Origin of the sequence: Aestuariimicrobium sp. G57, assembly GCF_050110855.1 — a bacterium.
Taxonomy (GTDB): Bacteria; Actinomycetota; Actinomycetes; order Propionibacteriales; family Propionibacteriaceae; genus Aestuariimicrobium.
This window is the reverse complement of the sequence record NZ_JBNINW010000003.1, coordinates 156987-180479: the sequence shown is the minus strand read 5'-3', so window position 1 is coordinate 180479 and position 23493 is coordinate 156987. Positions and strand designations below refer to the sequence as shown.

Below are 23493 nucleotides of genomic sequence, written 5' to 3'. Positions count from 1 at the left end.
ACTAGCCTAGGTCGGGTGGTAAAGACTTGTCAAGACATGTACAGACATGTCTTGGCGAGTAGCTAGGATCATGGCCATGACTGAGCTCTTCGAGGCCACCTTCGCCTTCACCCTCGACGCCGAGGCCGATGCGCGCGCCATCGTCCGCCGCTTTGCGGTGGGCCAGACCACCGGCACCTGGGTCGAGGTGCCCGGGCTGACGGACGAACTGCGCGCGGCCCACGAGGGTCGGGTGCTCAGCCTGTACCAGGTGCCCGCGGCCGACACCACCACGTCGATGACGCCGGGGCGGGTCGGGTACCTGGTGACGATCGGCATCCCGTCGGCAAATGTGGGCGATTCGTTGCCGCAGCTGTTGAACACGGTGATCGGCAATGATGCGTCCACCTCGATGGAGGCCAAGCTGGTGGGGTTGCGCTTTCCCGATGCAATGCTGGACGGTTTCGGCGGCCCGGGCCACGGCATTGAGGGGCTGCGACGCCTGACAGGCGTGGCTGATCGTCCGCTGCTGCTGAACATGCTGAAGCCCTGTGTCGGGTTGTCGCCGTCGGCTGCGGCCGAGATCTTCGAGGCCACGGCGCGCGGTGGTATCGACCTGATCAAGGACGACGAACTCATGGGCAACACCGGCTATTCGACGGTGCTGGCCAGGGTCGAGGCATTCCGGGCGGCGGCGGACCGTGCCGAGGCCGAGACGGGCCGGCACACGGTGTACCTGCCGAACGTCACCGATCGTCCCGACCGGATGCTGAAGACGGCGAAGGCGGCGGTGGATGCCGGGGCCGAGGCGCTGATGGTGGCCTACACGACCGTCGGTTACGGCGGCGTGCAGATGCTGCGCGACGAGGTGGGGGTGCCGGTGCTGGGGCATTTCGCCGGGGCGGCGCCGTTCTTCGAGGGCGCGGGCTCGGGCATGGCCTCGGAATTGGCCTGCGGGTTGTTGCCGCGCCTGGCCGGGGCTGACCTGGCGCTGGTGAACACGCCGTTCGGCGGCTACCCGATCACGAAGCATGCCTACCTGCAGACGGCGGCACGGTTGGTGGAGCCGCTGGGGTCTGTCAAGGCGGCCATGCCGATCATCGGCGGGGGAGTGCATCCCGGCACCGTGGCCAGGTATGTCGGCGACCTCGGAAATGACATCGTGCTCGGCGCGGGAGGGGCGATCCAGGGGCACCCGATGGGGGCTGCTGCTGGGGTGAGGGCCATGCTGCAGGCGATTGAGGCGGTCCGGGAAGGGGTTCCCCTGGACCAGGCAGAGGGCCGCGAACTGCAGGCGGCTGTGGCGCGCTGGGGCGTCCTCGACTGAGGGTTGGATCCACAAACAAGCAGCCAGCGGCACGTGCCCCGGAGAAATCGGGGTCGCGGGCCGCTGGCTGCTTGTTTGTGGGCTGGCGGCAGTTATCCACAGGCGACAGCCAGGCCCTCGCAGTCGGCCTGTACGCGGACCACCATGGGTGGCGTGCCCTCAACCCCGCAACTCCATGCCTGGACCCGCCCGCAGCTGTTGGCAGCCGACCTCACAGACGCCCAGATCCGCCGTGCCGTTGCCCGCGGTGACCTGTTGCGCCTGGGACCAAGGTGGTACGGCACCACCGCGACGCCGCCCGCAGTAGCGGCCGCGCTGAAGTCCAACCACCGCCTGACCTGCTTGTCGGCGCTCAGCCTTCACGGGGTCTTCACGCCGCGGGTGGCGGAGCGGCATGAGGTTGGTCGGCAATGCCGGTGCCAGCCTCGCCGCGGCGTGGTGGAGCACCTGCCCCTGCGAGCCTGGCCCGACGACCATCCCATCCTCTCGCTTCATGACTCGCTGGCCGATGCGCTGCGTTGTCTCAATGCCGAGAGCAGCGCTGTGGTGCTCGAGTCGGCGTTGCACCGGCGACTGTTGCACCCCGATGACCTGCCTGCCCTGCTCGACCCCTTGTCGCAGCGGCAACGGCGGGCCATCGGACGTCTCGACGCGCGCGCGATGTCGGGCTCCGAGACGCGGGTGCGAAGGTTCTTCGAGCGGCGTGGGGTCAAGGTCAGGCCGCAGTTCCCGTTGCCGGGTGGCGGATATGCCGACCTGCTGGTGGGGGAGCGCCTGCTGATCGAGTGCGACTCGCTCGCCCACCACACCGATCTGGCTGCCTTCGCCGGTGACCGCCATCGTGACCAGCGCAACCTGCTGGCCGGGTTGCTGACCCTGCGGCTCACCTATGACGACGTGTGGGTGGCGTGGGAGGCCACCAAGCGGCTCTTCGGCGAGATCCTGCGGACGCACCTGCACCGGGCGCCTGGCCTGTGGTGAACCCGACCTCAACAAACAAGCACCCAGCGGCACGTGCCCCGGAGAATTCGGGGTCTTGTGCCGCTGGGTGCTTGTTTGTTGGGCCCAGATCAGAGCCGGTCGGCCAGCGCCGTGCGCACCTCGTCGACCACATCCAGGAAGGCCAGCGGGTCGAGCCCGAACCGGCCCAGGAACACCCCGTCGGGGATCCCCGCCTCGTTGCCGACCTCGCGGGCCGCATCGGCGATCGCCTTGAACGTGCCCCGTCCGGCCGAACCGCCATAGACCAGGCGCACATTCGGACGATCAGCCAGCAGCTCACGCAATGCCGCCACCACGCCCACGACGTGTTCGGCCGGGGCGGGCTCGGGCTGACCGATGGCCCAGGTGGGCTCGTAGGCGATCATCACCTCGGCGTCCAGGGGCACATCGCGCAGGCGGTGCTCAAACTGGGCGGTCATGACCTCGCGGGGGTCCTGGGTCGGGTCGTTCTCGCCCGCCACCAGGATCGGGGTGATGCCATTGGCGGCAGCCCGGGCGGCCTTCACCCCGACGACCGCTTCGGTTTCGCCCAGCAGCTTCACCCGTTCGGGGTGGCCGAGCATCGTCAGCTTGCTGCCCATCTCGGCCAGCAGCTCGGCGCTGACCTCGCCGGTGTAGGCGCCGGGGCCGAACTGGGACAGGTCCTGGGTGCCCAGCGTGGTGCCGAGCGGCCCGAGCCGGTCGACCATCAGCGGCAGCAGCGGGTAGGGCACGCACAAGAAGGTGCCCGTCGCCGGCTGGTCCCAGTCGGGGTAGCGGGCTGACAGCTCGCGGCCGACCACCTCGGCCCACTCGAGCGCCTGCGCATGGGTGAAATAGCTCTTCGAGCTCTGGCCGATCAGCACATCAGGAAGCATGCGGCCACACTACTCGACTCGGCTATACATGTACATACAAGACGCTCACGTGGACGACGGGGTCTGTGCCACCCCAGTTTCTGCCTGGTCCTCGCCCAGCAGCGGTTCGGTCTGCAGCCCGGCGTCGAAACCATCGATCGAGGACGAGTTCTTCTCGACCTGGTAACGCACGAGCCCGTCATGGCCCTTCTTCTTCGCCCACAGGTGCATGGTTTCGCGGTCGCCCTCGAAGCTGTACAGCGGCACCCCGTACCCGCAGGCGGTCATCGCCTCGTCGACGTCGACCACGTAGACCTGCCGTGCACCCAGCATCGGGGGGAACAGCCCCACCAGGTCGTCCCACTGCTCATCACCCGGCTGCACCATCGTCGGCGTGCCATAGAGCCGCAGGATCCAGGGGCGGTGCTCGAATGAACAGAACATGATGGTCATGCGCGGCACCTGCCGAATGTGGGCCGCGCTCTCGTTGCCGCTGCCCGTGCCGTTGAGCCAGGCGACCTTGTTGGGGCCCAGCACCCGGAACGAGTCGAGCCCCTTCGGTGAGATGTTCACCCGACCGTCGGCCGCGGCGGTACCGACGAAGAACATGTGCTGGCGCTCGATGAATTCCACGAGCTTGGGTTCGATCGAGTCATAGAAGACAGCCATGGTTCAACCTTCGCATGACGACACACGGGCCGCCACCGGCGCTTGCCGGTGACGGCCCGTGGCCCGGGGGTGGCGGGGTCGTGGTCGGTGCCTCAGTTCGCGGTGGCGAAGTCGACGGCCTCGGCCAGGTCGTCCCAGATGTCGATGGTCGACTCGGTCAGGCGCTTGTAGACCGCGAAGAACTTGTCGTACTTCGCCGTGTTCGCAGCGTTCGGACGATACGTGCGGCGCACATGCACGAGCGAATCGGCGGCCTCGCCGTACGACTCGAAGCGACCGGCGCCGACGGCGGCGACGATCGCGGCACCCTTGGCGCCGAACTCGGACCCGGCCGGCACCTCGATCGTGCGACCGAGCACGTCGGCGAAGATCTGCGCCCACACCGGCGAATTGGCGCCGCCGCCGGCCATGCGCACGACCTTGACCTCGGTCGGGATGGCATCGAGGCAGTGCCGGATGCCCAGCGCCACGCCCTCGTAGACCGCACGCAGCATGTCATTGCGGGTGTGGGAGTTGTTGATGCCGTTGAACATGCCGCGGGCGTCCGGCTTGACGAACGGCGCACGCTCGCCGCCGGGGGCCAGGTAGCCGTGGTAGATCACACCGTTCGAGCCGACCGGGGTGGATTCCACGACCTGGTCGAGGTACTCGTACAGGTTGCCCTGGGTCTGGGCGTCGGCCTCACGGCGGAACGAGCCGCCCAGTTCGCGCAGGAACCAGTCGAGGTTGGGCGTGCAGAAGTTCATGCCCATCGAGCGGATCGAGGTGTCGGGGGTGTGCGGGATCATCCAGCCGACGTCCGGCGGGTTGGTCGACCCGGCGGGGTCGGTGGTGGCCACGGTCACGATGCCTGCGGTGCCGACCACGGCCATGCAGTCACCCGGGCGGGCCACGCCGACACCGAGCGAGGACGCCGAGATGTCGACTGAGCCCTTGTAGACGGGCAGCCCCGCCGGCAGGCCGGTGACCCCGGCGGCCTCTTCAGTGATCTCGCCGAGCAGTTCGTGCGAGGGCAACAGTTCGGGCAGCACCGCCTTGGCGCCGCTGATGCCGAGGATCTCGAGCACGTCGTCGTCGTAATTGCGCGTCGTGATGCCGATGCCCATCAGGCTGGCGTCCGAGGGGTCGCCCTTGGCGACGCCGGTGAGCTTGTAGCCGACCCAGTCCTTGCACCACAGGTGCAGGTTGCCCTCGACCATGAGCTCGGGCTGGTTCTCGAGGCGCCACTTCAGGATGGCGCTGGCGGTGCCGGCGTAGGGGCCGTTGCCGGTCTTCGGGAACTGCTTGGTGACGGTGCCGTCCTCGAGCCAGCCCTCGACGATGTCGCCGGCGCGACCGTCGGTCCACAGGATGGCGGGACCCACGGGCTCGCCGTCCTTGTTGATCATCCAGGAACCGTCGCCCTGGCCGGTCAGGCCGACCGACAGGATCTCGTCGGGGGCGACGCCCGAGCCGGTCAGGGCCTCCTGGATGGCCAGCGATGCGGCCTCCCAGACGTCGTACATGTTCTCTTCGGCCTGCTGCGGGGTGGGGTTGTGCACGGGCACGTTGCGTGCGCCGCGCGAGATCTCGTTGCCCTGGCGGTCAAACAGTGCGGCCTTGATCACCGAGGTGCCGGCGTCGATGCCAAGGATGAAGTTGCGTTCCATGTGTGGGTTCCTCTGCGTTGAGGGCGTAGTGGGACGGCCTGCCCGGCGTTGGGTGGCCCGGTGGTGCTGTGGCGTGCGCTGTGGTGGAGTGCTGTGTGAGCTCCCTCACAGTTGAGACCACAATGCTCGAGAGTCTATACAGGTATGAACATGCATGTACATGGGTCTTGGCGAACTTTCCTGCATCGCCTACGATCACGGCCATGACATACGCTGCCAGCGCCCCCGGCGCGATCCCCTCGACCATGCGCGCGCTCGTCAAACGGTCACGCACGCCCGGTGACGTGGCGCTCGTCGAACGACCGGTGCCGACGCCCGGCCCCGGCCAGGTGCTCATCCGCATCGTCGCCGCCGCCGTCTGTGGCTCGGACCGATCCGAGATCAACGGCAAGGACACCGGTCTCGTGCCGCGGGCGCTGGGGCACGAGGCTGCCGGCATCATCGCCGCCGTCGGTGACGACGTGCAGGTCGCGCCCGGCGCCCGCCCCTGGCAGGTCGGCGACCGGGTCACGGTCGAGACCGATGCCGTGCTGTGCATGGCCTGCCGATGGTGTCGCACCGAGCAGTACAACCGCTGCCCGAACCGCTTGGGCATTGGTCGCACCGCCGATGGTGCGCTGGCCGACTACCTGGTCATGCCTGCCCGGGCGCTGCACCTGTTGCCCGACACGGTGCCACTGCTGTCCGCGGCCCTGACCGAGCCCACCGCCGTCTCTGTGCACGCGGTCATCGAGCAGAGCCCCTCGCTGGCCGGTGAAGTGGTCGTGGTCATCGGTCCGGGTGCTGTCGGCCAACTGTGCGCCCAGGTGGCCCGGGCCGCGGGTGCCACCGTGATCATGGCCGGGCTGGCCCGCCACGAGGCCAGGCTGTCCACTGCACTGCAGTCGGGCATCCACCACGTCGTCCGCACCGATGTCGAAGACCTGGCCGCCGTGGTGGCCGAGGTCAGCGGCGGTGACATGGCCCACACCGTCTTCGAATGCTCAGGCCAGGTGGGCGAACTCGAGCGTGCCGGTGCGCTGCTCGCCAAGGGTGGGCGCCTCGTGCTGGTCGCGTTCTACAAGTCCAACCCCGACCTCGACATCATGCAGGTCGTGCAGAACGAACTCGAGGTCGTGGGTTCCCGCGGCAAGCGGGCCTCCAGTTTCCGGACGGCGCTGCGGCTGATGTCGTCCGGGGCCATCGACACCGCCCCGGTCATCACCCAGGTGCTGCCGCTCGAGGACTGGGAACGCGGCATCGACCTCGTCGGGCGCGGCGAGAAGGTCGTGTTCGCCATCGACCCCGAGGTCGTGCAGCGCGATCTCGCGGCCGACGAGGGCCGGGCGGTCGTCTGAGCTGCCCGTTGCCGGCCCTTGGCTAGGGTTGGGCCATGACCGATGCCCCCGCTGTGACCGCGCCCGTGCCCCTGTCCGTGCTCGACCTCGCCAGCCTTGTCAGCGGACGATCATCGGCCGACGCCCTCAACGACACCATCTGGCTCGCACAGCAGGCCGACAAGGGCGGGTTCAATCGCTTCTGGGTCGCCGAGCACCACAACACCACCTCGGTCGCCTCGACCAACCCGCCGGTGCTGATCAGCGCGCTGGGTGCGCACACCGAGCGCATCAAGGTCGGCTCAGGTGGGGTCATGCTGCCCAACCACGCCCCCTATGTCGTCGCCGAACAGTTCGCGCTGCTCGAGGCGCTCTACCCGGGGCGCGTCGACCTGGGCATCGGACGCGCTCCCGGCACCGACCCCATGACCGCCGCGGCGCTGCGCCGCACCACTGACACCCTCGGTGTCGAGGAATTCCCGCACCACGTGCTGCAGGTCATGCACTGGCTGGGTGATGAGCGCCTCGACGAGCCGATGGTCCAGCGGCTTGAAGCCACCCCCGCGCCCACCTCGCACCCAGAAGTGTGGCTGCTGGGGTCGTCCGGCTATTCGGCACAACTCGCGGGCATGCTCGGCCTGCGCTACTGCTACGCCCACCACTTCGGCGGCATGGACCCCGAGTCGGTCTTCGACGCCTACCGTGGCCGCTTCGAGCCCTCAGCCGCGTTGGACGAGCCCCACGCCATGATCTGCACCAGCGCCATCTCGGCCGACAGCGCCGAAGAGGCCGACTACCTGGCCGGGCCGGCCCGCATCATGTGGCTCGGCATCAGGTCGGGGGCGCGCGAACCCGTGGTCAGCCCCGAAGAGGCCGCCTCGCGTGAGTTGTCGGCGATGGACGAGCTCGTGCTGGCCCAGATGCCCGGCACCAAGTTCGTCGGCAGCCACGACGACGTCACCGAGCAGCTCAAGGCCCTGGTCGCCAACACCGGCGTGCAGGAGCTGATGCTGACCTCGACCACGTTCGACATCGCTACGAAGTTCGACACCTACCAGGCCATCGCGCAGCGTTGGCGCTGAACGCGTTCGCACCTGTCTGACCACCGCTCGGCACAACCGTGCCACCACCTGCTGCACCGGGTGTCCGGGTGGATAGAGTGAGCACCGACAACACAAGGTCTGAGAACACAAGTCAGAAGAAAGGTTGAACACGCATGGCAACCATCGATTTCATCGCCGCCCGTCAGATCCTGGACTCCCGCGGCAACCCGACCGTCGAGGTCGAGGTGCTGCTCGAGGACGGCGCCGAGGGCCGCGCTGCGGTGCCCTCGGGTGCATCGACCGGCGCCTTCGAGGCCGTCGAACTGCGCGACGGTGACAAGTCGCACTGGGGCGGCAAGGGTGTCAGCAAGGCCGTCGAGAACGTCGAGGCCATCGCCGACGAGGTGCTCGGTTTCGACGCCAGCGAGCAGCGCCTGCTCGACCAGGCCCTGATCGAGCTCGACGGCACCGACAACAAGGGCAAGCTCGGTGCGAACGCCATCCTCGGTGTGTCGCTGGCCGTCGCCCACGCTGCCGCCGATTCGGCCGGCCTGCCGCTGTACCGCTACATCGGTGGCCCCACCGCCAACGTGCTGCCCGTGCCGATGATGAACATCCTCAACGGTGGTTCGCACGCCGACTCGAACGTCGACATCCAGGAATTCATGATCGCCCCGATCGGCGCCGAGACCTTCGCCGAGGCCGTCGAGATTGGTGCCACCGTCTACCACGCACTCAAGAAGGTGCTCAAGGACAAGGGCCTGAACACCGGTCTGGGTGATGAGGGCGGCTTCGCCCCCAACCTCGAGTCGAACCGCGCCGCGCTCGACCTGATCGTCGAGGCCATCAAGGCCGCCGGCTACGAGCCCGGCACCCAGGTCGCGCTGGCCCTCGACGTGGCCGCCAGCGAGTTCTTCGACAACGGCACCTACAAGTTCGAGGGTGCCAACAAGACCGCCGAAGAGATGATCGCCTACTACACCGAGCTGGTCGACAACTACCCGCTCGTCTCGATCGAGGACCCGCTGAACGAAGAGGACTGGGAGGGCTGGAGCAAGATGCAGGCCGCCCTGGGTGAGCGCGTGCAGCTCGTCGGCGACGACCTGTTCGTCACCAACGTCACCCGCCTGCAGCGCGGCATCGACGAGAAGGCCGCCAACGCCCTGCTGGTCAAGGTGAACCAGATCGGTTCGCTCACCGAGACCATCGACGCTGTGAACCTGGCCCACCGCAACGGCTTCACCTCAATGATGAGCCACCGCTCGGGTGAGACCGAGGACACCACCATCGCCGACCTCGCCGTCGCCCTGGGCTGTGGCCAGATCAAGTCGGGCGCCCCCGCGCGCACCGACCGCGTGGCCAAGTACAACCAGCTGCTGCGCATCGAGCAGGACCTGGACGACGCCGCCACGTACGCCGGCGCTTCGGCGTTCCCGCGCTTCAAGGCCTGAGTTTCGCACCAGCCACTGCACCCCGGACGGCCCCGACTCCCGCTGTGAGTCGGGGCCGTCCGGCGTTTCGGGGGGCGGGCCACACCGAACGATCAGGGACACTGGAAGGGTGAGTACGCAGGGTGGGTCCAGGAGGAACAGCGGGTCAGGGCAGTCGCGACGTGGTGGCGACACCCCGCGCGGACGCGCGACGTCGCGACTGAACGAACGGGCCTCCAAAGACCCGAAGAACAGCCGGGCAACGAGCGGCGCTACCAAGCCGGGGGCAGCCGGCCGCACCCCGGCGAAGACGGACGGGGCAGGCACCGGCTCGTCCACGAGGCCCGGCCAGAAGGTGGCCGCCACCCCTGCCCGTCGGGCCGTCGGCATGGTGTTCACGTGGCGGGCGATCATCCTGGTGGTGGTGCTGTTCATCCTGCTGCTGAGCTATGCCAACAGCCTGCGCGTCTATTACCGCCAGCAGCAGCAGATGGCCGAGGCCCGGGTGCAGATCGAGCAGCACCAGCGTGAGATCGCCACGCTCGAGGACGAGAAGGCCCGCTGGGCCGACCCCAACTACGTCAAGGCCCAGGCCCGCTCGCGGCTGGGCTGGGTCATGCCCGGCGAAATCGGCTACAAGGTGATCGGCCCCGACGGCAAGCCCCTGGGGGGCGGCACCGAACTCGAGACCACGTCGCAGCAGCCCGACGGTGAGTACGACACGTGGTGGAAGCGGCTGGTCGGTTCGGTCAGGACCGCCGATGACCCCGCGCCGGCCGAGCAGACGCCGACCGCGCCGCCGACCGTCAAGGTCTCGACGCCCGCGCCCACGCCCGGCGCCACTAAGGTTGGTGCGTCCCCGTCGCCGACCCCCAGCAGATGAGATGACTGAACACACTGAACCCCTGCCGGGGCTGACCCCCATGTCAGCAGCGGACGAGGCCATCATCGGCCAGCAGCTGGGGCGTGAACCCCGTGGCGTGGCAGGTGTTGCCTGGCGGTGCCCCTGCGGCAAACCGGGCGTCATCGCCACCGAGCCGCGGCTGCCACAGGGCACGCCGTTCCCGACGACCTACTACCTCACGTGCCCGCGGGCGACCTCTGCGGTCTCGACGCTCGAGGCGAGCGGGTTGATGGCAGACATGACCGAACGGCTGGCCGACGACCCCGAGCTGGCCGCCGACTACCGGGCGGCGCACGAGTCGTACCTGGCCGACCGTGCACGGCTGGGTGAGGTGCCAGAGATCGAGGGCATCAGCGCAGGTGGCATGCCCACCCGGGTGAAATGCCTGCACGTGCTGGTGGGCCATTCGCTGGCCAAGGGCCCGGGCGTCAACCCGCTGGGGGACGAGGCCGTGGCCCTGCTGGGCGAGTTCTGGACGCGCCCGTGCCTCGAGGACGACCAGGGGGAGCAGTGACCCGGGTCGCGGCCATCGACTGCGGCACCAACTCGATCCGCCTGCTGGTCAGCGAGGTCACGCCCACCGGCCCTGTCGAAATCGCCCGCCGCACCACGATGGTGCGCCTCGGGCAGGGCGTCGACGCCACCGGTGAGTTCCATCCCGACGCGCTGGCGCGCACGTTTGCGGCGTGCGACGACTATGCCCGCATCATGACCGAGGTCGGGGGAGTCGACGCCATCCGTTTCGTCGCCACCTCGGCCGCCCGTGATGCGGCCAACTCGCACGTCTTCTTCGCGGGTGTGCATGAGCGGTTCGGTGTGATGCCCGACATCGTCGCGGGCCCCGAAGAGGCCCGGCTCAGCTTCGCCGGCGCGGCGTCCGGGCTTGTCAACCCCGAAGACCCGGTGCTGGTGATCGACATCGGCGGCGGCTCGACCGAGCTGGTGCGCGGGCTGGCCGACGGCCGGGTGCTGGCCTCGCAGAGCCTGGACATGGGCGCGGTACGGCTGCGTGAACGGTTCCTGCACGACGACCCGCCCACGGCTGACCAGGTCGCCGCTGCCCGCCGGTTCGTCGGTGGGCTGCTGGACGGCTGCCGCGTGCCCCTCGAGGGCGTCGGCACGTTCGTGGGCGTGGCGGGCACGGTGACGACGATGGGGGCTGCGGTCAAGCAGCTGCCCGTCTATGACCGGTCGCAGGTGCACGGCACAGTGCTCAGCCCGCAGGTGGTGCACGAGACCGCTGTCGACTGGCTCACGCGCACGGTGGAGTCACTGCGGACCATCCCGTCGATGCACCCGCAGCGCGCAGAGATCATCTGCGCCGGGGCCCTGATCCTGGACGAGATCATGTCGCGGGTGGCTCGTCCACTGCGGGTCAGCGAATCTGACATTCTGGACGGCATCACCGCCGACCTGGTGGCGATGCCCTCGTAGCCCAATTGGCAGAGGCAGGCGGCTTAAACCCGCCCAAGTGCGGGTTCGAGCCCCGCCGGGGGCACGACAATTGCCCCTGAACGTAACAGTTGCCCTGGTGCCGGAACCAGGGCAACTGTTGCGTTCAGGGGCAACCGCGACTGCTGGGCTGGTGGCGTGGCGTCAAACCCTGATTGGCCCCTGAACCACCGCAGACCCGGGACGAATGGTGCCCGCCACAACGCTGTATAGACTGGACATGATTCCTCGGGCCCGCTACTACGGCCGAGGGGGCCACAGCAACACCACTGAGAAACACGTGGCGCTCCTGCCGACAAGCAGAGATTGGACAACGAGAGGCACCCACATGGGCAACCCCATCCTTGACCGGGTCGACACCTTCGCGGGCCAGCCGCGCAACTACCCCCAGCAGGGCTACCCGCAACAGGGCTACCCGCAGCAGGGCTACGGACAGCAGCCCGGCTACTACGCCCCGCAGCAGCCCTACCAGCAGCCCACCACCGGGCTCATGACGTTCGATGACGTCATCGCCAAGACCGCCGTCAGCATCGGTGCCGTCGCCGTGGCCGCAGCCGCCGCCTGGATCCTCATCCCGGACGCGTTCCTGCTGCCGGCGCTGATCGTCTCGGCCATCGTCGGCTTCGTCACCGCGCTGCTCGTGGGCATGCGCGGTCGCGTCTCGCCGGTGATGCTCGCCGTCTACGCCATCGTCGAGGGCGTCTTCATCGGCATGTTCAGCAAGATCTTCGAGGGCCTCTACCCCGGCATCGTCACCCAGGCAGTGATCGCGACCTTCGCCACCGCCGGTGTCACGCTGGCCGCGTACAAGTTCTTCAACATCCGCGTCACCCCGAAGTTCCGCCGCGTCGTGACGCTGGCCACCCTCGGTTTCGCGGCGGCGATGTTGATCAACTTCGTCGTCTCGCTGTTCGGTGTCGACACCGGGCTGCGGTCGATCGGTGGCGGCATGAACCTGCTGGCCCTGGGCATCGCTGCGCTGGGTGCCGTGCTGGCCGTGCTGAACCTGATCACCGACTTCGACTCGATCGAGCGTGGTGTCGCCAACCGTGCTCCCGCCTCGCAGAGTTGGGTCGCTGCCTTCGGTGTGACCGTCACCATGGTCTGGCTCTACACCGAGATCCTGCGGATCCTCAGCTATTTCCGCAGCAACTGACGCAGTACGACCACACACCGGCGGCCGGGGGCACTCCCCGGCCGCCGCGTCGTTTCCACGGGGGTGCAGGGAGTCGTCCCCGCAAGGGCTCAGTTCAATGAGCCGGTACTGCCGCCGCGAACTTGTCCAGGATCGAGCGCGAGCCCGACGTCCACGGCAACGAGCGCCACTGCCACAGCGGTACCCATTCCGAGCGTTCCGTGGTGCCGTCCACGTCGAGCACCACCGGCTCGGTCGGTGCCATGCAGGTCGCCGAATAGAAGATCCGCAGGGCATGGAAGTCCTCGAGCACCCCGTTCGGTGCGCGCCCGATCCAGTGGTCCGACTGCAGGTCGAGCAGCTTGTTGATGCGAATCTGCTGTCCCGCCTCTTCGAGCACTTCGCGGACGACGGCGTCTGCTGGTGATTCCAGCGGGTCGAGGCCGCCACCCGGCAATTGCCACAGCCCGGGCACCGCGGTGCGGTCCGAGCACTCGGTGCCCAGCACGCCCAGCGGCGAGCGGACGACCGCATAGGCCGCGATCCGCTGGTTCTGCACCGGTATCTCGTCCCGGGCGATCACCAGGTCGGGATCGGCGCCGCGCAGCTTCACCCGCGGCGGGCGCATGCGCGACGTCCGGGGCACGACGCGGGCCGTCAACACGACCTCACCGCCAACCAATTGCGCGCTGAGCAGGCCCTGGATCATCCAGCCCTGGCGCCAGAACGCAAGCTTCGGGTGCTGCCCGTGCTCGACCTCGACGCGCACGAGTTCGTGGGAACCCGGGGTCGCGACGCCGACGATCTGCATCTTTCAATCATCTCACTCAACTGCGGGGGCACGGCGCAACCGACGCCTGCCCGGCGGGGATTGGGTATGGCTGCGCGGTCCCTTGACTCGAGGGCGCAGCCTGCCCATGACCCAACCACCGTATCGGCAGGCACATTCCCCGACGTGGTTTCAGTCCAGACCTGGTGGCCCGGCGCGGCGCTGCTGTTTGTTGGCTGTCAGGCTGCGCCGCTTGTCTGACAGACCTTGTCGCTCGGCAATACAGTGATGTCGAAACGTTCGGACGCAAAGGCCTGCCCGGACGCGTGGCTTCGTCAGGGGTGCAAACATGGACTTCAAGCAGGACGCGCAGATCGACACCGGTTCGGTTGTCGGTGGTGGTGGTGGCGGCGGTGGTCGCGGCGGCGGCATCGCCGTGGGTGGCATCGGCGGCATCATCATGGTGATCCTCGCGTTGGTGCTCGGCCTGAACCCGGGTGACCTGCTCGGCGGCGGCTCGGGGCAGCCCGACACCCAGCAGACCTCGAACGCGCAGTGCCGCACGGGCGCCGATGTCGAGAAGAACCCCGACTGCCGCTGGCCTGCCTACATGACTTCGCTGGGCCAGTACTGGTCGCAGGCGCTCAATGGCTTCCAGCCCACCACGATGCGCATCTTCAGCGGCGGCGTGCAGACCGCGTGCGGCACCGCGAATTCGCAGGTCGGCCCCTTCTATTGCCCCGGTGACCAGAAGATCTACATCGACGACGACTTCGTCGGCCAGCTGCTGCAGCAACTCGGCACGCAGCAGTCGACCGCAGCCGAGGCCTACATTGTCGCGCATGAATACGGCCACCACATCCAGAACCTCACGGGCGTGCTCGCCCGCAGCCAGGACGGCCAGACCGGCCCGCTGTCGAACGGCGTGCGCGTCGAACTGCAGGCCGACTGCTACGCGGGCGTGTGGTTCAAATGGGCCGCCCAGAACCCGGACGACGTGATCGACAACATCACCCAGGATGACCTCGCCCGCATCGTCGATGCGGCCAGGGTCGTGGGTGATGACCACATCCAGAAGCAGTCCGGCGGCGGCGTCAACCCCGACGGGTGGACCCACGGCTCATCGGCCCAGCGCAAGTTCTGGGTGTCGAAGGGCTTCAACTCTGGCGACCCGAACCAGTGCGACACGTTCAGCACTGACGACCTGGGTGCCTGAGGCGGTCTCAGATTTCCTTGGTGATGTCCCGGCCGGCGAGGTCGGTCACCACGGTGCGGCCGTCCAGCGTGAACCGGATCGTCGGCAGCGGACGGTTGTCGCGCCGGTCGACCACCCAGCTGACGACGCTGTCCTTCGGCTTGTTCCACTTCGTGGGCAGCGTCAGCATCTGGTCGAGGATCACCTCGAGGTCGATGTCGCTGGTGCTGAACAGGTCGAGTGTGGGGGTCTCGCTGCGGGTCGTGCGGAACGCCGGCACCTTGGCCTGACGGGTGATGCGCAGTGTCGCCTGCGGGTCCTTCGGGTCGGGTGACTCGGCGAACAGTGCGTCCTTCGAGAACGCCACCTGGGTGACCTGCGTGCGCCCGGCGAGGGCATCGGACAGTGCCTCGTCAAGCCCCGAGAGCGTCGTGAACTCGAGCCGGTTGACCGTTGAGCCGTCCTTGCGGAAGAACACCGGCTGCGATTCGGGCCGCGTGGTCACGACCATCAGCACCGAGCCGGGCGTCTGTTCGACGACCTGCAGTTCCTGGTTGGACGAGCTGCCGCTGATTCCGGCCGCCGTCGAGAACAGGGCACCGACGTCGTCAAAGGCGAACTCGGCGGGGTCGAATGTTGACTGTTCGATGTACTCGATGTCCGAGGCGACCTCGCTGATGCTGCCCTGCGTCCAGCGCCAGGCATGCGGCGTCCGGCCGTCGAGCGCCGAGAGCGTGGCGCTGGTCGCGGTGATGTCGATCTTGACCACGGGCAGGTTCGCCGTGCGCTGCAGATCATCGACGACCTTGCGGGCCTCACCCTTGTCGGTCAGCAGTGGCCATCCCGACGGCGCAGGGGTCGCCGGGGTGCTGGGCGCACTCGGCGGGGGAGTGCTCGGTGAGGGGGTGGTGGCGGGCGTGGTCGGCGGGGTGGTGCCATTGTCGGTGCGCGTCTGGCAGGCGACGAGCGCGAGGGCCGCGACGCCGCCCGCGAGCAACTGTCGACGGTTCATGGGCACCGGCCCAGTTTACGCAGCACCCGGGTCCAGACCCCAGCCGGTATGTCCCGGGCCCCACCCGGAACGCTGTGCTGAAAACCCGTTGCCGCAGCGCGATACCGCGCCTACGGTGGAGTTACACAGGAAAGGGGGTGGTCCGAAACCATGAGTGAGCACTATCGGACAGGTGAGGTGGTCTGCCGCTGAGGCGAATCCACCCAGACCACCGGGAACCCGCAGGCTGGTGTCTCGTCCGCACCGGCAGCCGCGCCCATGCGCGGCGACTGCGGGTTTCTTCATGTTCTGGCGGCGGTGCCTGCACCCCACCGGGGCCTGCAAGGATGGGTGGTGTTGACCCACACAGATGGAGGTTCCCGTGCTCCTCTCCGGTGCCCACCGCGTGCTGTTCATCCATGCCCATCCCGACGACGAGACCCTGGCCACCGGCGCGATGATTGCGAACCTCGTGGCCGACGGTGTCGAGGTCGACCTGGTCACCTGCACCCGCGGGGAGCGCGGCGAGGTGGTGCCGGGCGTGCTGCCCGCCGACATCTCGGCCGAGGCGCTGGCCTTTCACCGCGATGAAGAACTGCGTGCCGCCTACGGTCATCTGGGCGTGCGGGTGCACGCCTACCTGGGCACCCCGCCTGCCAGCAGGGACGGCGCCCAGCGTGAATACGAGGACTCGGGCATGCAATGGCTGCGCCCCGGAATGGCCGGCCCGGCCGAGGATGTCTCAGACAAGGCGTTCTCGCTGCAGTCGTTCGACGAACTGGTCGACGACCTGCTGGCCTTCATCGCGGCCCACGAACCCGAGGTGCTGCTGAGCTATGACTCAGCCGGCAGCTACGGCCATCCCGACCATGTGCGCGCCCACGACATCACCAAGGCTGCGGCGGCCCGTGCCGGGTTGCCCTTCCTCGAGTTCATCCCCTGGCATGACGACCGTGACATCAATGCCACCGGCGTCGACTGGGCTGACTACACCGAGCAGCTCCCGGCCGTCCTCGCGGCACACGACAGCCATCGGACGCAGTTCACCCGCGACGGCGACGACATCACCCACGTCGGCGGGCAGCGGCAGAAGCTGGTGACACGCGTGGGGCTGCGCCGCATCGCAGCCGAGGGCGCATGATCGACGTCACCGATTTCGGGGCCGTGGGCGACGGCGTGGTCGACTGCGCCGACGCCGTTGACGCAGCGGCAGCGGCGGCAGGTGCGGGCGGGCACGTCCACTTTCCCCAGGGTGTCTACCTCGTCAGCCGCACGGTCACCCTGCTCGCGAACCAGACCTGGTCGGGCCCGACCATGAACATGGACGCCGCCGGCCCCCGCACCATCCTGCGCAGCACGGCGCCCGGCACCATGATCGAATGCCAGGCGGGCACCCTGACGACGCTGCGGCTCGAGGGGCCCGGCGCCTCGGTCGCCGGCTCGGTCGGCGTGCACATCCGGGCCAGTTCGGTGACACTGCGCGATGTGGCCGTGCGTGATGTCGAGACAGGGTTCTCGATGCTGCAGGTCTGGTACGGCCACTTCGACCGGATCGCCTGCTACCGGGTCAAGGTCGGGGTGCGGGTCGAATACAGCTACAACGTCGTGTTCGCGAACCTGCGGGTGGCGGCAGACGACGGCACCGGTGTGCCCGGCACCGCGCTCGAGCTGGTCGACCGGTCGATGGTGACGCTGCTGGGCGGGGCGATCGAGGCCTACCGCGACGGCATCGTCGTGCCCGGCGGGGCAGGCCTTGCCTGCTACGGCACGTACTTCGAGACCAAACTCGGCAGCGACGCCGTCGGGGTGCGCATGCTGGGTGGGCCCGAAGGCACGCTGGGTCGCTCGAACGTGGTGCTGTCTGGCTGTCAGGTCTACCTGACCCACCACCGCGCCTGGGTCGACCTCACGGCCCCTGGCGTCGGTGAGTCGTTCACCGCGACGGGCAACAAGTTCAAGGGCGGGGTGGCCGGGGTGGGCAGCCACGCCTACCTGTGGGACGAGCACACCGTCGGCGTGCGCATGGTCGTGGCGGCCGATTCCTGGGGCGATGTCGTGGCGCGTGGTCCGGTGTACCGGCCAGACCTGGACCTGCCGCCCGGGTCGGTGCTGATGGCCCCGCCGAGCGAACCGCTGGCGATGTTCGCGCCGCTGCCGGCCCTCGAGGTGAGTGGCGACGTGGCGGTGGGGGCCGCCGGCACGGTCGCCACGGGGCATGGCGATGATCGTCCGACCCGGCTGGGGTTGCCCGTGGGCGCGATGTTCTTCGACACGCAATTGAAGAAGCCGGTGTGGTGGGACGGGGACGGCTGGCGCGATGCAGAGGGCAAACTGTCGCCGGACCGACGCCACGACCTGGGGCATTGACCCCCCAAGCGGCCCGGAGTCCTACAATCAGGGGATGCAGGCAAGCCCGCTGCGCATCACCATCGTGTCGATGCACACCTCGCCCTGGACCCGGCTCGGCACCGGGGACGGCGGCGGCATGAACGTGGTCGTGCGTGCGCACGCCGAGCAGCTCGGCCTGCGCGGCCACCAGGTCGAGGTCATCACCCGACGCTCCGACCCGGATGCCCCCGAACGCCAACAGCTGGCTCCCGGCGTGACGCTGGTCAGCCTTCCCGCCGGGCCCGCGACGCCATTGCCCAAGTCACGCATCGACGACCATCTGGACGAGTTCAGCGCCGGACTGGCGGGATTGGCACCCGCTGAGGTGGTGCATTCGCACCACTGGATGTCGGGTGTGGCGGCGTTGCCGGTGGCCCGCGACTGGGGCGTGCCGCACGTGATGAGCTACCACTCGGTGGCGGCGCCGGTGCGGGCTGCCCTTGCCGAGGGCGAGCCCCCGGAATCGCCGCGCCGCACGCCGGGCGAGCGGGCGACCGCCGAGCAGAGCGATGTCGTCGTCTGCATCAGCCACGCCGAGGCCGCCACCGTGGTGGGCAGGCTCGGCGCCGCGGACGACAAGGTGGTCGTGGTGCCGCCCGGTGTCGACCACGACCTGTTCCACCCGCTGGATCAGCGTGGCGCCGACGATGCAGATGCCCATGGCCTGCCCGAGCGTCCCTATGCCCTGTTCGCGGCACGCCTGCAACCCCTGAAGGGTGCCGACCTGGCGCTCGAGGCGCTCGGGCTGGTCGAGACTGCGCTGCGTCCACGGCTGTTGATCGCGGGCGAGGTCTCGCACGACTTCGCCGACTACCTGCGGGTGGTCGACGGCATCGTCGAGCGGCACGGGCTGGCGCCGTGGGTCGACTACGCCGGTGCCCGCCCCCGCGCCGAGTTCGCAGCGATGGTGCGGCACGCGGCGCTGATGCTGGTGCCCAGCCATTCCGAAACATTCGGACTGGTCGCGCTCGAGGCGGCGGCCTCGGGGGGTGCCGGTGGTGGCGAGCGCTGCGGGCGGGCTGGTCGAGGCGGTGCTGGACGGCCAGTCGGGCATCGTGGTGCCAGAACGCGATCCGCAGGCGTGGGCCGCGGCGATCTCGGGGCTGATGGCCGAGCCGGGGCGGCGTGCCGAGATGGGACGAACGGCCCTGGCCTGGAGCCGGCGGTTCACGTGGGCAAGGGCCGCGGAACACCTCGAGGACGTGTATCGGACGGCGCGGGGCTGAACCGCCTGTGCGGCCCGCCGCACCTCAGCCCAGCAGCCCCCGGTGTGAGTACAGCTCGCGCCACAGCGCCCCGTCACGCTTCTTGATGTGCCGTTCGAAATAGTCACGCAGCCGTGACTTGTCCTCGGGTTCGTCCTTCAGTGCCGACCCGACAAGGGCTGATGCCAGCTCGGCCCCGCCCGGGGTGCCGCTGCCGAACCAGGCCGAGGTCATCGCGGCGGCCACGCCGGTCTGTACGGCTTCGGCCGTCGACATGGCCGAGCTGAGCCGTTCCACCCCGGCTTCGCCTGATCGTCCCGAACGCAGTTCGCGAAAGACCTGGACGAGCACCTCGGTGACGTCGGGCTTCAACCTCGCCGGCACGTCGGCGGCTTCGAGGATGGTGTTGGCCTCGCGATGCACCAGCGCCATCTCGACCTTGGGGTCGGCGATCGGGCCGACGGTCTCGAAGTTGAACCGACGCTTCAGCGCCGCGGACATCTCGTTGACGCCCCGGTCGCGGGTGTTGGCGGTGGCGATGACGTTGAAGCCACGGGCTGCGAAGACGGTGCGGTGGTCGTCGTCCAGTTCGGGTACCTGCAGCACCCGGTCGGAAAGGATCGACAGCAGCGAATCCTGCACCTCGGCGGGGCAGCGGGTGATTTCCTCGAACCGGACGACCTTGCCCTGTTTCATGCCGCGGTACACCGGGGCCGGTACCAGGGCCCGCGGGGTCGGGCCCTCGGCCAGCAGCAGCGCGTAGTTCCAGGAGTACTTGATCGCATCTTCGGTGGTGGCCGCCGAGCCCTGCACCGTCAGGCTCGTGTCACCGCTCACGGCGGCGGCCAGCAATTCCGAGAGCAGCGACTTGGCAGTGCCGGGTTCGCCGATCAGCATCAGCCCGCGGTTGGTGGCCAGCGCCACGACGCAGCGTTCGACGAAGTCGCGCCGGCCGACGTACTTCTGGGTGATCTGCCCGCCGTCGCCGAGCACGAACTCGACCACCGACTGCGCCGACAGTGCCCACCCTGCGGGGGCAGCCCGGCCCTGGTCGCTGTCACGCCGGGCCAGCAATGCCAACTCGTCGGCCCAGCGCACCTCGGCCGGTGGCCGCTGGATGTCGATCGGCCCCGGGGCGATGGTCTTGTCTGTGCTCACGGGTCGACGCTAGTTGATGATCGCGTCGATCGTGGCGAGCACTTCGCTGACGACCGCCGGGGGAGCGGAACGCCAAGGCACGGCCTGCTTGTCGTCGAGGCTTCCCCAGCCGAAGTCCTTGGCGTCGTGCACGCCCTCGACCAAGGTCACCTGCCGAATTTCCTGGTCCTCCTGCTCGCTCATCGGGCCCATCCACATGCCCGAGTATTCGATCACCGCAGTCAGGTTGGCCGACTCGAAGGCACGGGCGTGCATGCTGTAGACGCCGGCGTCCTCGGGCATGCCACGCTGCCAGCCGTACTTGGCGAACGCACCGAACAGCTTGCCGGCTGGGTACTCGACGCCCTGTGGCAGGCCGAGCAGCACATGGCCGTCGTCCTGGGCAGCCGGCAGCGTGAAGACCGGCCGGTCGAGCTGCTTGAACGGCGCGACCAACTCGTAGTCGGCCAGCACCTCGCCCCATCGCGAGCGCTGCCCGGGGTCGAGGTCGAGCGGGTGGGCGATCGACAATTGCTGCTGCTCGGCGATCTCGACGGGCTCGTCGTCGGGGTCGACGGGCAGTCCCTCCTCGTCCATGCGCACCGTGGTCACCAGCGTGTCGTCCCGGTCGTGGACGCCCCACAGCAACGCAGCCAGCAGACCGCGCAGCACGGGCTGGCGGGCGATGAACTGCTGGTGTTCGGCGAAGCTCCAGCGTCGTCCCGAGATCATGGCGCGCTCGAACCGGCTGGCCTGGGTCTTCGCCAGCCCGGTGAGCGTCTTCTTGAGCACGGTGAACTCTTCTTTGGCGAGTCTGGCCGCGGCCTCGTCGTCGGATTTGTTCGGGGCAGGCAGCGCGGTGCGCGGCTTGCCGGTCGGCCGTCCGGTCTCGTCCAGGTCGCGGACGACCACCTTGGCCTCGGGAGTGATGGTGGCCACGAACTGGCGGGGGCCGAAGTCAAAGACACGGCGTCCGCGCTCGTCGAGCCCACCATCGGGGACGACGCGGTCCTCGAGCTGGTCACGGGTCATGCCGCGCGCGTCGGCAATTTCCTCCATCGCCTCGCCGGCCCGCTTCTTCAGGGCCGCGAACTTCACCTTGGCGGCGATGCCCGAGATGGACTGCAAGGCCGTGTCGGAGCCGACATTGCGCAACGCGTCGAGCCCGTTCACTGCGCGCTTGTGCTGGCTGAGGCCGGGCCACTCCCGGATCATCGGGGTGAGGTGGTGCACGAACCGGTCACCGCCGAGCACGCCCGACTGGGTCATCAGCCAGCCGTCCTTCGCCGGGGCGCCCGCCGCGAGCCAGGCGTCGAGGGCGGCCACGGCGAAGCGGTCGCGGCTGGCCGGTTCGATGTGCTCGCGGGCGGCGGCCAGCAGCGGGTCGTCGGGGCGCTGGGCGGCCATGGCGGCCAGCAACTGGGCGCTCTGGTCGGCGCTGAGCCGGTGGTCACCCACCAGCAGCGGGGGCAGCGCGGCGGGGGTGAGGTATTTCGGCAGCCTGGCCGAACCGGTTGATGCTGAGACGGCCGCTGCCCACCAACCGGTCGCCGCGTCGAGCTCGGGCAGGTCGTACTCGGCCAGCACCGCCGCGATGACGGCGTTCACCCCTGCAGTGGTGCGGGGCAGCGCCGCGCGCAGCTGGTCGACCGGCAGCTGGCGCAGGAACGGCGACGCCGCCTCGGCCCGGGCCATGGACAGGTGGGCCGCGAGCAGCTGCGCCGGATGTTCGGTGAGCCACTGTGACGCGCGTTGTGCGGCCTTGCCGCGCAGCGAATCCAGGAAGAACGGCACGGCGCCGGGGCCGGTCAGCACCCGGACGGCCTCGCCCATCATGTTGCCGGCGTCCTCACGGGAGACCTGCTCCATCGAGTTCACCAGCAGACCGAAGCCGACGCTGCCGGTGGCCACGAGCCATGGCACCACGCCCCGGTCGGTATTGAGCCGCGCGCTGAGCCGTTTGGCGATGGCCACCCGGTCGGCTGCGTCGATGCCGAGCAGCGCCACCAGGGCACCGTCGCTGACGTAGGTCTGGCCCATGGCGCCGCGGGGGGCCTCGGCGAGCAGGGCGGCGATCTCGTCGTCGTGGTCGTGTCCGAGCGCGGCCGCGATGTAGGCGTCGGGGGCGCTGGCGATGCCCCCGTTCCACTGGTGCACCTCGACCGGTGCCGGCAACGGTGTGCGCAGGCCCTGCCGCACCGGGGTGGCTCGTTCGGGGGGCTGGGTGGCGAGCACGGCACCCACCGCGAAGATCTCTGCGATCGGGGCGGTGTTGCCGGGGTGGTTGCGCCGCTGCGGGTCCTGGTCGAGCTGGCGCAGCAACCAGGCCACTGGGTCTTCAGCCAGCAGGGCCTGCAGCCAGAGGGGCCGCTGCACGTAGGCATGTCGGCGCTTCGTCTCGATCTGGGCGTCCGCGGTGTCGAGCCGGTCGCGCCACCAGGCCGCGCGTTCGGGGCCCGGGATCGCGGTGAACGGGTACTCGCTGAACTGCCAGGCCCAGTGGGTCCAGTAGCTGTCCTTCGTCTCACGCACGCTGGTGATGCGGTCGAACAGTGCGGCCTCGGCCTGCGGGTCGAAGGGGGAGGTGTCGTGCTCGAGGGCCATGGTGTGTTCGCGGGCCCAGGCCCGCTCGACGGGATGGCAGACCAGACCGATGTCGCCGGCGTCGAGGTCGGGGTCGGGGATGACGGCGGGGGTCTCGGCGGGTTCTGGCACGACGACGGGTTTCTGCGCGTCGGCCCTGGGTGCGGCCGCAGGTGTGGGGGTGGCGGCGCTCGGCTGCACCGGGGTCAGCGCCCCATCGGCCGCCCCCGCCTCGTCCGAATAGCCCTTCTTGAGTTTCGCGGACACCTGCTTCTCGGCGTCGCGCAATGCCTCGTCGGGGCTCGGGTATGTCTTGGTCTTCGTGGTGCCGTCGGTGCCGCGGCGCCCGTAGCGCACCGTCACGTCGGTGCCGGCGGCGTCGATGTACCAGAACTTGTCCGAGGTGCCCTCGGTGAGGGACAGGCGTCGCTTCATGCGAGGAGTCTAGGAACGGTCCGGGTCGCCGTGAGGGGTGTCCGTCCA

The 23493-nt window shown here is 69.0% G+C and carries 20 protein-coding genes and 1 tRNA gene; 14 read left to right on the top strand and 7 right to left on the bottom strand.

Annotation, left to right across the window (positions count from 1 at the left end; genetic code table 11):
- The first annotated feature begins 76 nt into the window (after nucleotides 1-76).
- Nucleotides 77-1306 (top strand): RuBisCO large subunit C-terminal-like domain-containing protein, encoded by a 1230-nt coding sequence (locus ACQCX5_RS07865; protein ID WP_434541477.1) that lies wholly within the window; start codon nucleotides 77-79, stop codon nucleotides 1304-1306.
- Between the two features lie 153 nt (nucleotides 1307-1459).
- Nucleotides 1460-2287 (top strand): hypothetical protein, encoded by an 828-nt coding sequence (locus tag ACQCX5_RS07860; RefSeq protein WP_434541476.1) that lies wholly within the window; start codon nucleotides 1460-1462, stop codon nucleotides 2285-2287.
- 89 nt (nucleotides 2288-2376) lie between these two features.
- On the opposite strand, the gene ACQCX5_RS07855 is transcribed toward ACQCX5_RS07860, so the two are convergent.
- The 3 genes from ACQCX5_RS07855 to ACQCX5_RS07845 form a co-directional block, all read right to left on the bottom strand.
- A complete protein-coding gene (locus tag ACQCX5_RS07855; RefSeq protein ID WP_434541475.1) occupies nucleotides 2377-3165 on the bottom strand; it encodes a triose-phosphate isomerase in 789 nt (262 codons plus the stop codon).
- Nucleotides 3166-3210: 45 nt separating this feature from the next.
- Nucleotides 3211-3813 (bottom strand): pyridoxamine 5'-phosphate oxidase family protein, encoded by a 603-nt coding sequence (locus ACQCX5_RS07850; protein WP_434541474.1) that lies wholly within the window; start codon nucleotides 3811-3813, stop codon nucleotides 3211-3213.
- A gap of 92 nt (nucleotides 3814-3905) precedes the next feature.
- Complete coding sequence (locus ACQCX5_RS07845; protein WP_434541473.1) at nucleotides 3906-5462, bottom strand: FGGY family carbohydrate kinase; 1557 nt, start codon at nucleotides 5460-5462, stop codon at nucleotides 3906-3908.
- A gap of 203 nt (nucleotides 5463-5665) precedes the next feature.
- Here ACQCX5_RS07845 and ACQCX5_RS07840 point away from each other — a divergent pair, with 203 nt between their 5' ends.
- The 8 genes from ACQCX5_RS07840 (at nucleotide 5666) to ACQCX5_RS07805 (ending at nucleotide 12763) form a co-directional block, all read left to right on the top strand.
- A complete protein-coding gene (locus ACQCX5_RS07840; protein ID WP_434541472.1) occupies nucleotides 5666-6799 on the top strand; it encodes a zinc-binding dehydrogenase in 1134 nt (377 codons plus the stop codon).
- Nucleotides 6800-6834: 35 nt separating this feature from the next.
- Nucleotides 6835-7860 (top strand): LLM class flavin-dependent oxidoreductase, encoded by a 1026-nt coding sequence (locus tag ACQCX5_RS07835; RefSeq protein WP_434541471.1) that lies wholly within the window; start codon nucleotides 6835-6837, stop codon nucleotides 7858-7860.
- A 134-nt stretch (nucleotides 7861-7994) separates the two neighbouring features.
- Complete coding sequence (gene eno / locus ACQCX5_RS07830) at nucleotides 7995-9272, top strand: phosphopyruvate hydratase (protein ID WP_434541470.1); 1278 nt, start codon at nucleotides 7995-7997, stop codon at nucleotides 9270-9272.
- Between the two features lie 109 nt (nucleotides 9273-9381).
- Nucleotides 9382-10134 (top strand): FtsB family cell division protein, encoded by a 753-nt coding sequence (locus ACQCX5_RS07825; RefSeq protein WP_434541469.1) that lies wholly within the window; start codon nucleotides 9382-9384, stop codon nucleotides 10132-10134.
- 40 nt (nucleotides 10135-10174) lie between these two features.
- Nucleotides 10175-10669 carry a DUF501 domain-containing protein gene (locus ACQCX5_RS07820; RefSeq protein ID WP_434541892.1) on the top strand — a complete coding sequence of 165 codons (495 nt, stop codon included), beginning with the start codon at nucleotides 10175-10177 and terminating at the stop codon, nucleotides 10667-10669.
- Nucleotides 10666-11589 carry a Ppx/GppA phosphatase family protein gene (locus ACQCX5_RS07815; protein WP_434541468.1) on the top strand — a complete coding sequence of 308 codons (924 nt, stop codon included), beginning with the start codon at nucleotides 10666-10668 and terminating at the stop codon, nucleotides 11587-11589. The genes ACQCX5_RS07820 and ACQCX5_RS07815 overlap by 4 nt, the downstream gene beginning before the upstream one ends.
- Nucleotides 11580-11653, top strand: a tRNA-Leu gene (locus ACQCX5_RS07810). The genes ACQCX5_RS07815 and ACQCX5_RS07810 overlap by 10 nt, the downstream gene beginning before the upstream one ends.
- A 282-nt stretch (nucleotides 11654-11935) precedes the next feature.
- Complete coding sequence (locus ACQCX5_RS07805; protein ID WP_434541467.1) at nucleotides 11936-12763, top strand: Bax inhibitor-1/YccA family protein; 828 nt, start codon at nucleotides 11936-11938, stop codon at nucleotides 12761-12763.
- Between the two features lie 94 nt (nucleotides 12764-12857).
- Here the strand turns inward: ACQCX5_RS07805 and ACQCX5_RS07800 are convergent, their stop codons facing one another.
- Complete coding sequence (locus tag ACQCX5_RS07800; protein ID WP_434541466.1) at nucleotides 12858-13553, bottom strand: NUDIX hydrolase; 696 nt, start codon at nucleotides 13551-13553, stop codon at nucleotides 12858-12860.
- Between the two features lie 307 nt (nucleotides 13554-13860).
- Here ACQCX5_RS07800 and ypfJ point away from each other — a divergent pair, with 307 nt between their 5' ends.
- The gene (ypfJ, locus tag ACQCX5_RS07795; RefSeq protein WP_434541465.1) at nucleotides 13861-14727 is read left to right on the top strand and encodes a KPN_02809 family neutral zinc metallopeptidase; all 867 of its coding nucleotides are present in this window, start codon (nucleotides 13861-13863) and stop codon (nucleotides 14725-14727) included.
- A 7-nt stretch (nucleotides 14728-14734) separates the two neighbouring features.
- Here the strand turns inward: ypfJ and ACQCX5_RS07790 are convergent, their stop codons facing one another.
- The gene (locus tag ACQCX5_RS07790) at nucleotides 14735-15724 is read right to left on the bottom strand and encodes a hypothetical protein (RefSeq protein ID WP_434541464.1); all 990 of its coding nucleotides are present in this window, start codon (nucleotides 15722-15724) and stop codon (nucleotides 14735-14737) included.
- Nucleotides 15725-16079: 355 nt separating this feature from the next.
- Between ACQCX5_RS07790 and ACQCX5_RS07785 the strand changes: the two genes are divergently transcribed.
- The 3 genes from ACQCX5_RS07785 to ACQCX5_RS07775 are packed head-to-tail and all read left to right on the top strand — an operon-like array spanning nucleotide 16080 to nucleotide 19397.
- Nucleotides 16080-16838 (top strand): PIG-L family deacetylase, encoded by a 759-nt coding sequence (locus tag ACQCX5_RS07785; RefSeq protein WP_434541463.1) that lies wholly within the window; start codon nucleotides 16080-16082, stop codon nucleotides 16836-16838.
- Nucleotides 16835-18064: a glycosyl hydrolase family 28-related protein gene (locus ACQCX5_RS07780; RefSeq protein ID WP_434541462.1), complete on the top strand. Its 1230-nt coding sequence runs from the start codon at nucleotides 16835-16837 to the stop codon at nucleotides 18062-18064. Before ACQCX5_RS07785 ends, ACQCX5_RS07780 begins: the two co-directional genes overlap by 4 nt.
- A gap of 34 nt (nucleotides 18065-18098) precedes the next feature.
- A complete protein-coding gene (locus ACQCX5_RS07775) occupies nucleotides 18099-19397 on the top strand; it encodes a glycosyltransferase (RefSeq protein ID WP_434541461.1) in 1299 nt (432 codons plus the stop codon).
- Here the strand turns inward: ACQCX5_RS07775 and ACQCX5_RS07770 are convergent.
- Both ACQCX5_RS07770 and ACQCX5_RS07765 read right to left on the bottom strand, forming a co-directional pair.
- Entirely contained in the window at nucleotides 19336-20448 is a 1113-nt protein-coding gene (locus ACQCX5_RS07770) for an ATP-binding protein (protein ID WP_434541460.1), read from the bottom strand. The two genes, ACQCX5_RS07775 and ACQCX5_RS07770, sit on opposite strands and share 62 nt — an antisense overlap.
- A gap of 9 nt (nucleotides 20449-20457) precedes the next feature.
- Entirely contained in the window at nucleotides 20458-23445 is a 2988-nt protein-coding gene (locus ACQCX5_RS07765; protein WP_434541459.1) for a DUF4132 domain-containing protein, read from the bottom strand.
- Between the last annotated feature and the right edge of the window lie 48 nt (nucleotides 23446-23493).

Coding starts and splice junctions, on each gene's coding strand:
- ACQCX5_RS07865 (WP_434541477.1), top strand. CDS start 77: ATGACTGAGCTCTTCGAGGCCACCTTCGCCTTCACCCTCGACGCCGAG.
- ACQCX5_RS07855 (WP_434541475.1), bottom strand. CDS start 3,165: ATGCTTCCTGATGTGCTGATCGGCCAGAGCTCGAAGAGCTATTTCACC.
- ACQCX5_RS07850 (WP_434541474.1), bottom strand. CDS start 3,813: ATGGCTGTCTTCTATGACTCGATCGAACCCAAGCTCGTGGAATTCATC.
- ACQCX5_RS07845 (WP_434541473.1), bottom strand. CDS start 5,462: ATGGAACGCAACTTCATCCTTGGCATCGACGCCGGCACCTCGGTGATC.
- ACQCX5_RS07840 (WP_434541472.1), top strand. CDS start 5,666: ATGACATACGCTGCCAGCGCCCCCGGCGCGATCCCCTCGACCATGCGC.
- ACQCX5_RS07835 (WP_434541471.1), top strand. CDS start 6,835: ATGACCGATGCCCCCGCTGTGACCGCGCCCGTGCCCCTGTCCGTGCTC.
- eno (WP_434541470.1), top strand. CDS start 7,995: ATGGCAACCATCGATTTCATCGCCGCCCGTCAGATCCTGGACTCCCGC.
- ACQCX5_RS07820 (WP_434541892.1), top strand. CDS start 10,175: ATGTCAGCAGCGGACGAGGCCATCATCGGCCAGCAGCTGGGGCGTGAA.
- ACQCX5_RS07805 (WP_434541467.1), top strand. CDS start 11,936: ATGGGCAACCCCATCCTTGACCGGGTCGACACCTTCGCGGGCCAGCCG.
- ACQCX5_RS07800 (WP_434541466.1), bottom strand. CDS start 13,553: ATGCAGATCGTCGGCGTCGCGACCCCGGGTTCCCACGAACTCGTGCGC.
- ypfJ (WP_434541465.1), top strand. CDS start 13,861: ATGGACTTCAAGCAGGACGCGCAGATCGACACCGGTTCGGTTGTCGGT.
- ACQCX5_RS07780 (WP_434541462.1), top strand. CDS start 16,835: ATGATCGACGTCACCGATTTCGGGGCCGTGGGCGACGGCGTGGTCGAC.
- ACQCX5_RS07775 (WP_434541461.1), top strand. CDS start 18,099: ATGCAGGCAAGCCCGCTGCGCATCACCATCGTGTCGATGCACACCTCG.
- ACQCX5_RS07765 (WP_434541459.1), bottom strand. CDS start 23,445: ATGAAGCGACGCCTGTCCCTCACCGAGGGCACCTCGGACAAGTTCTGG.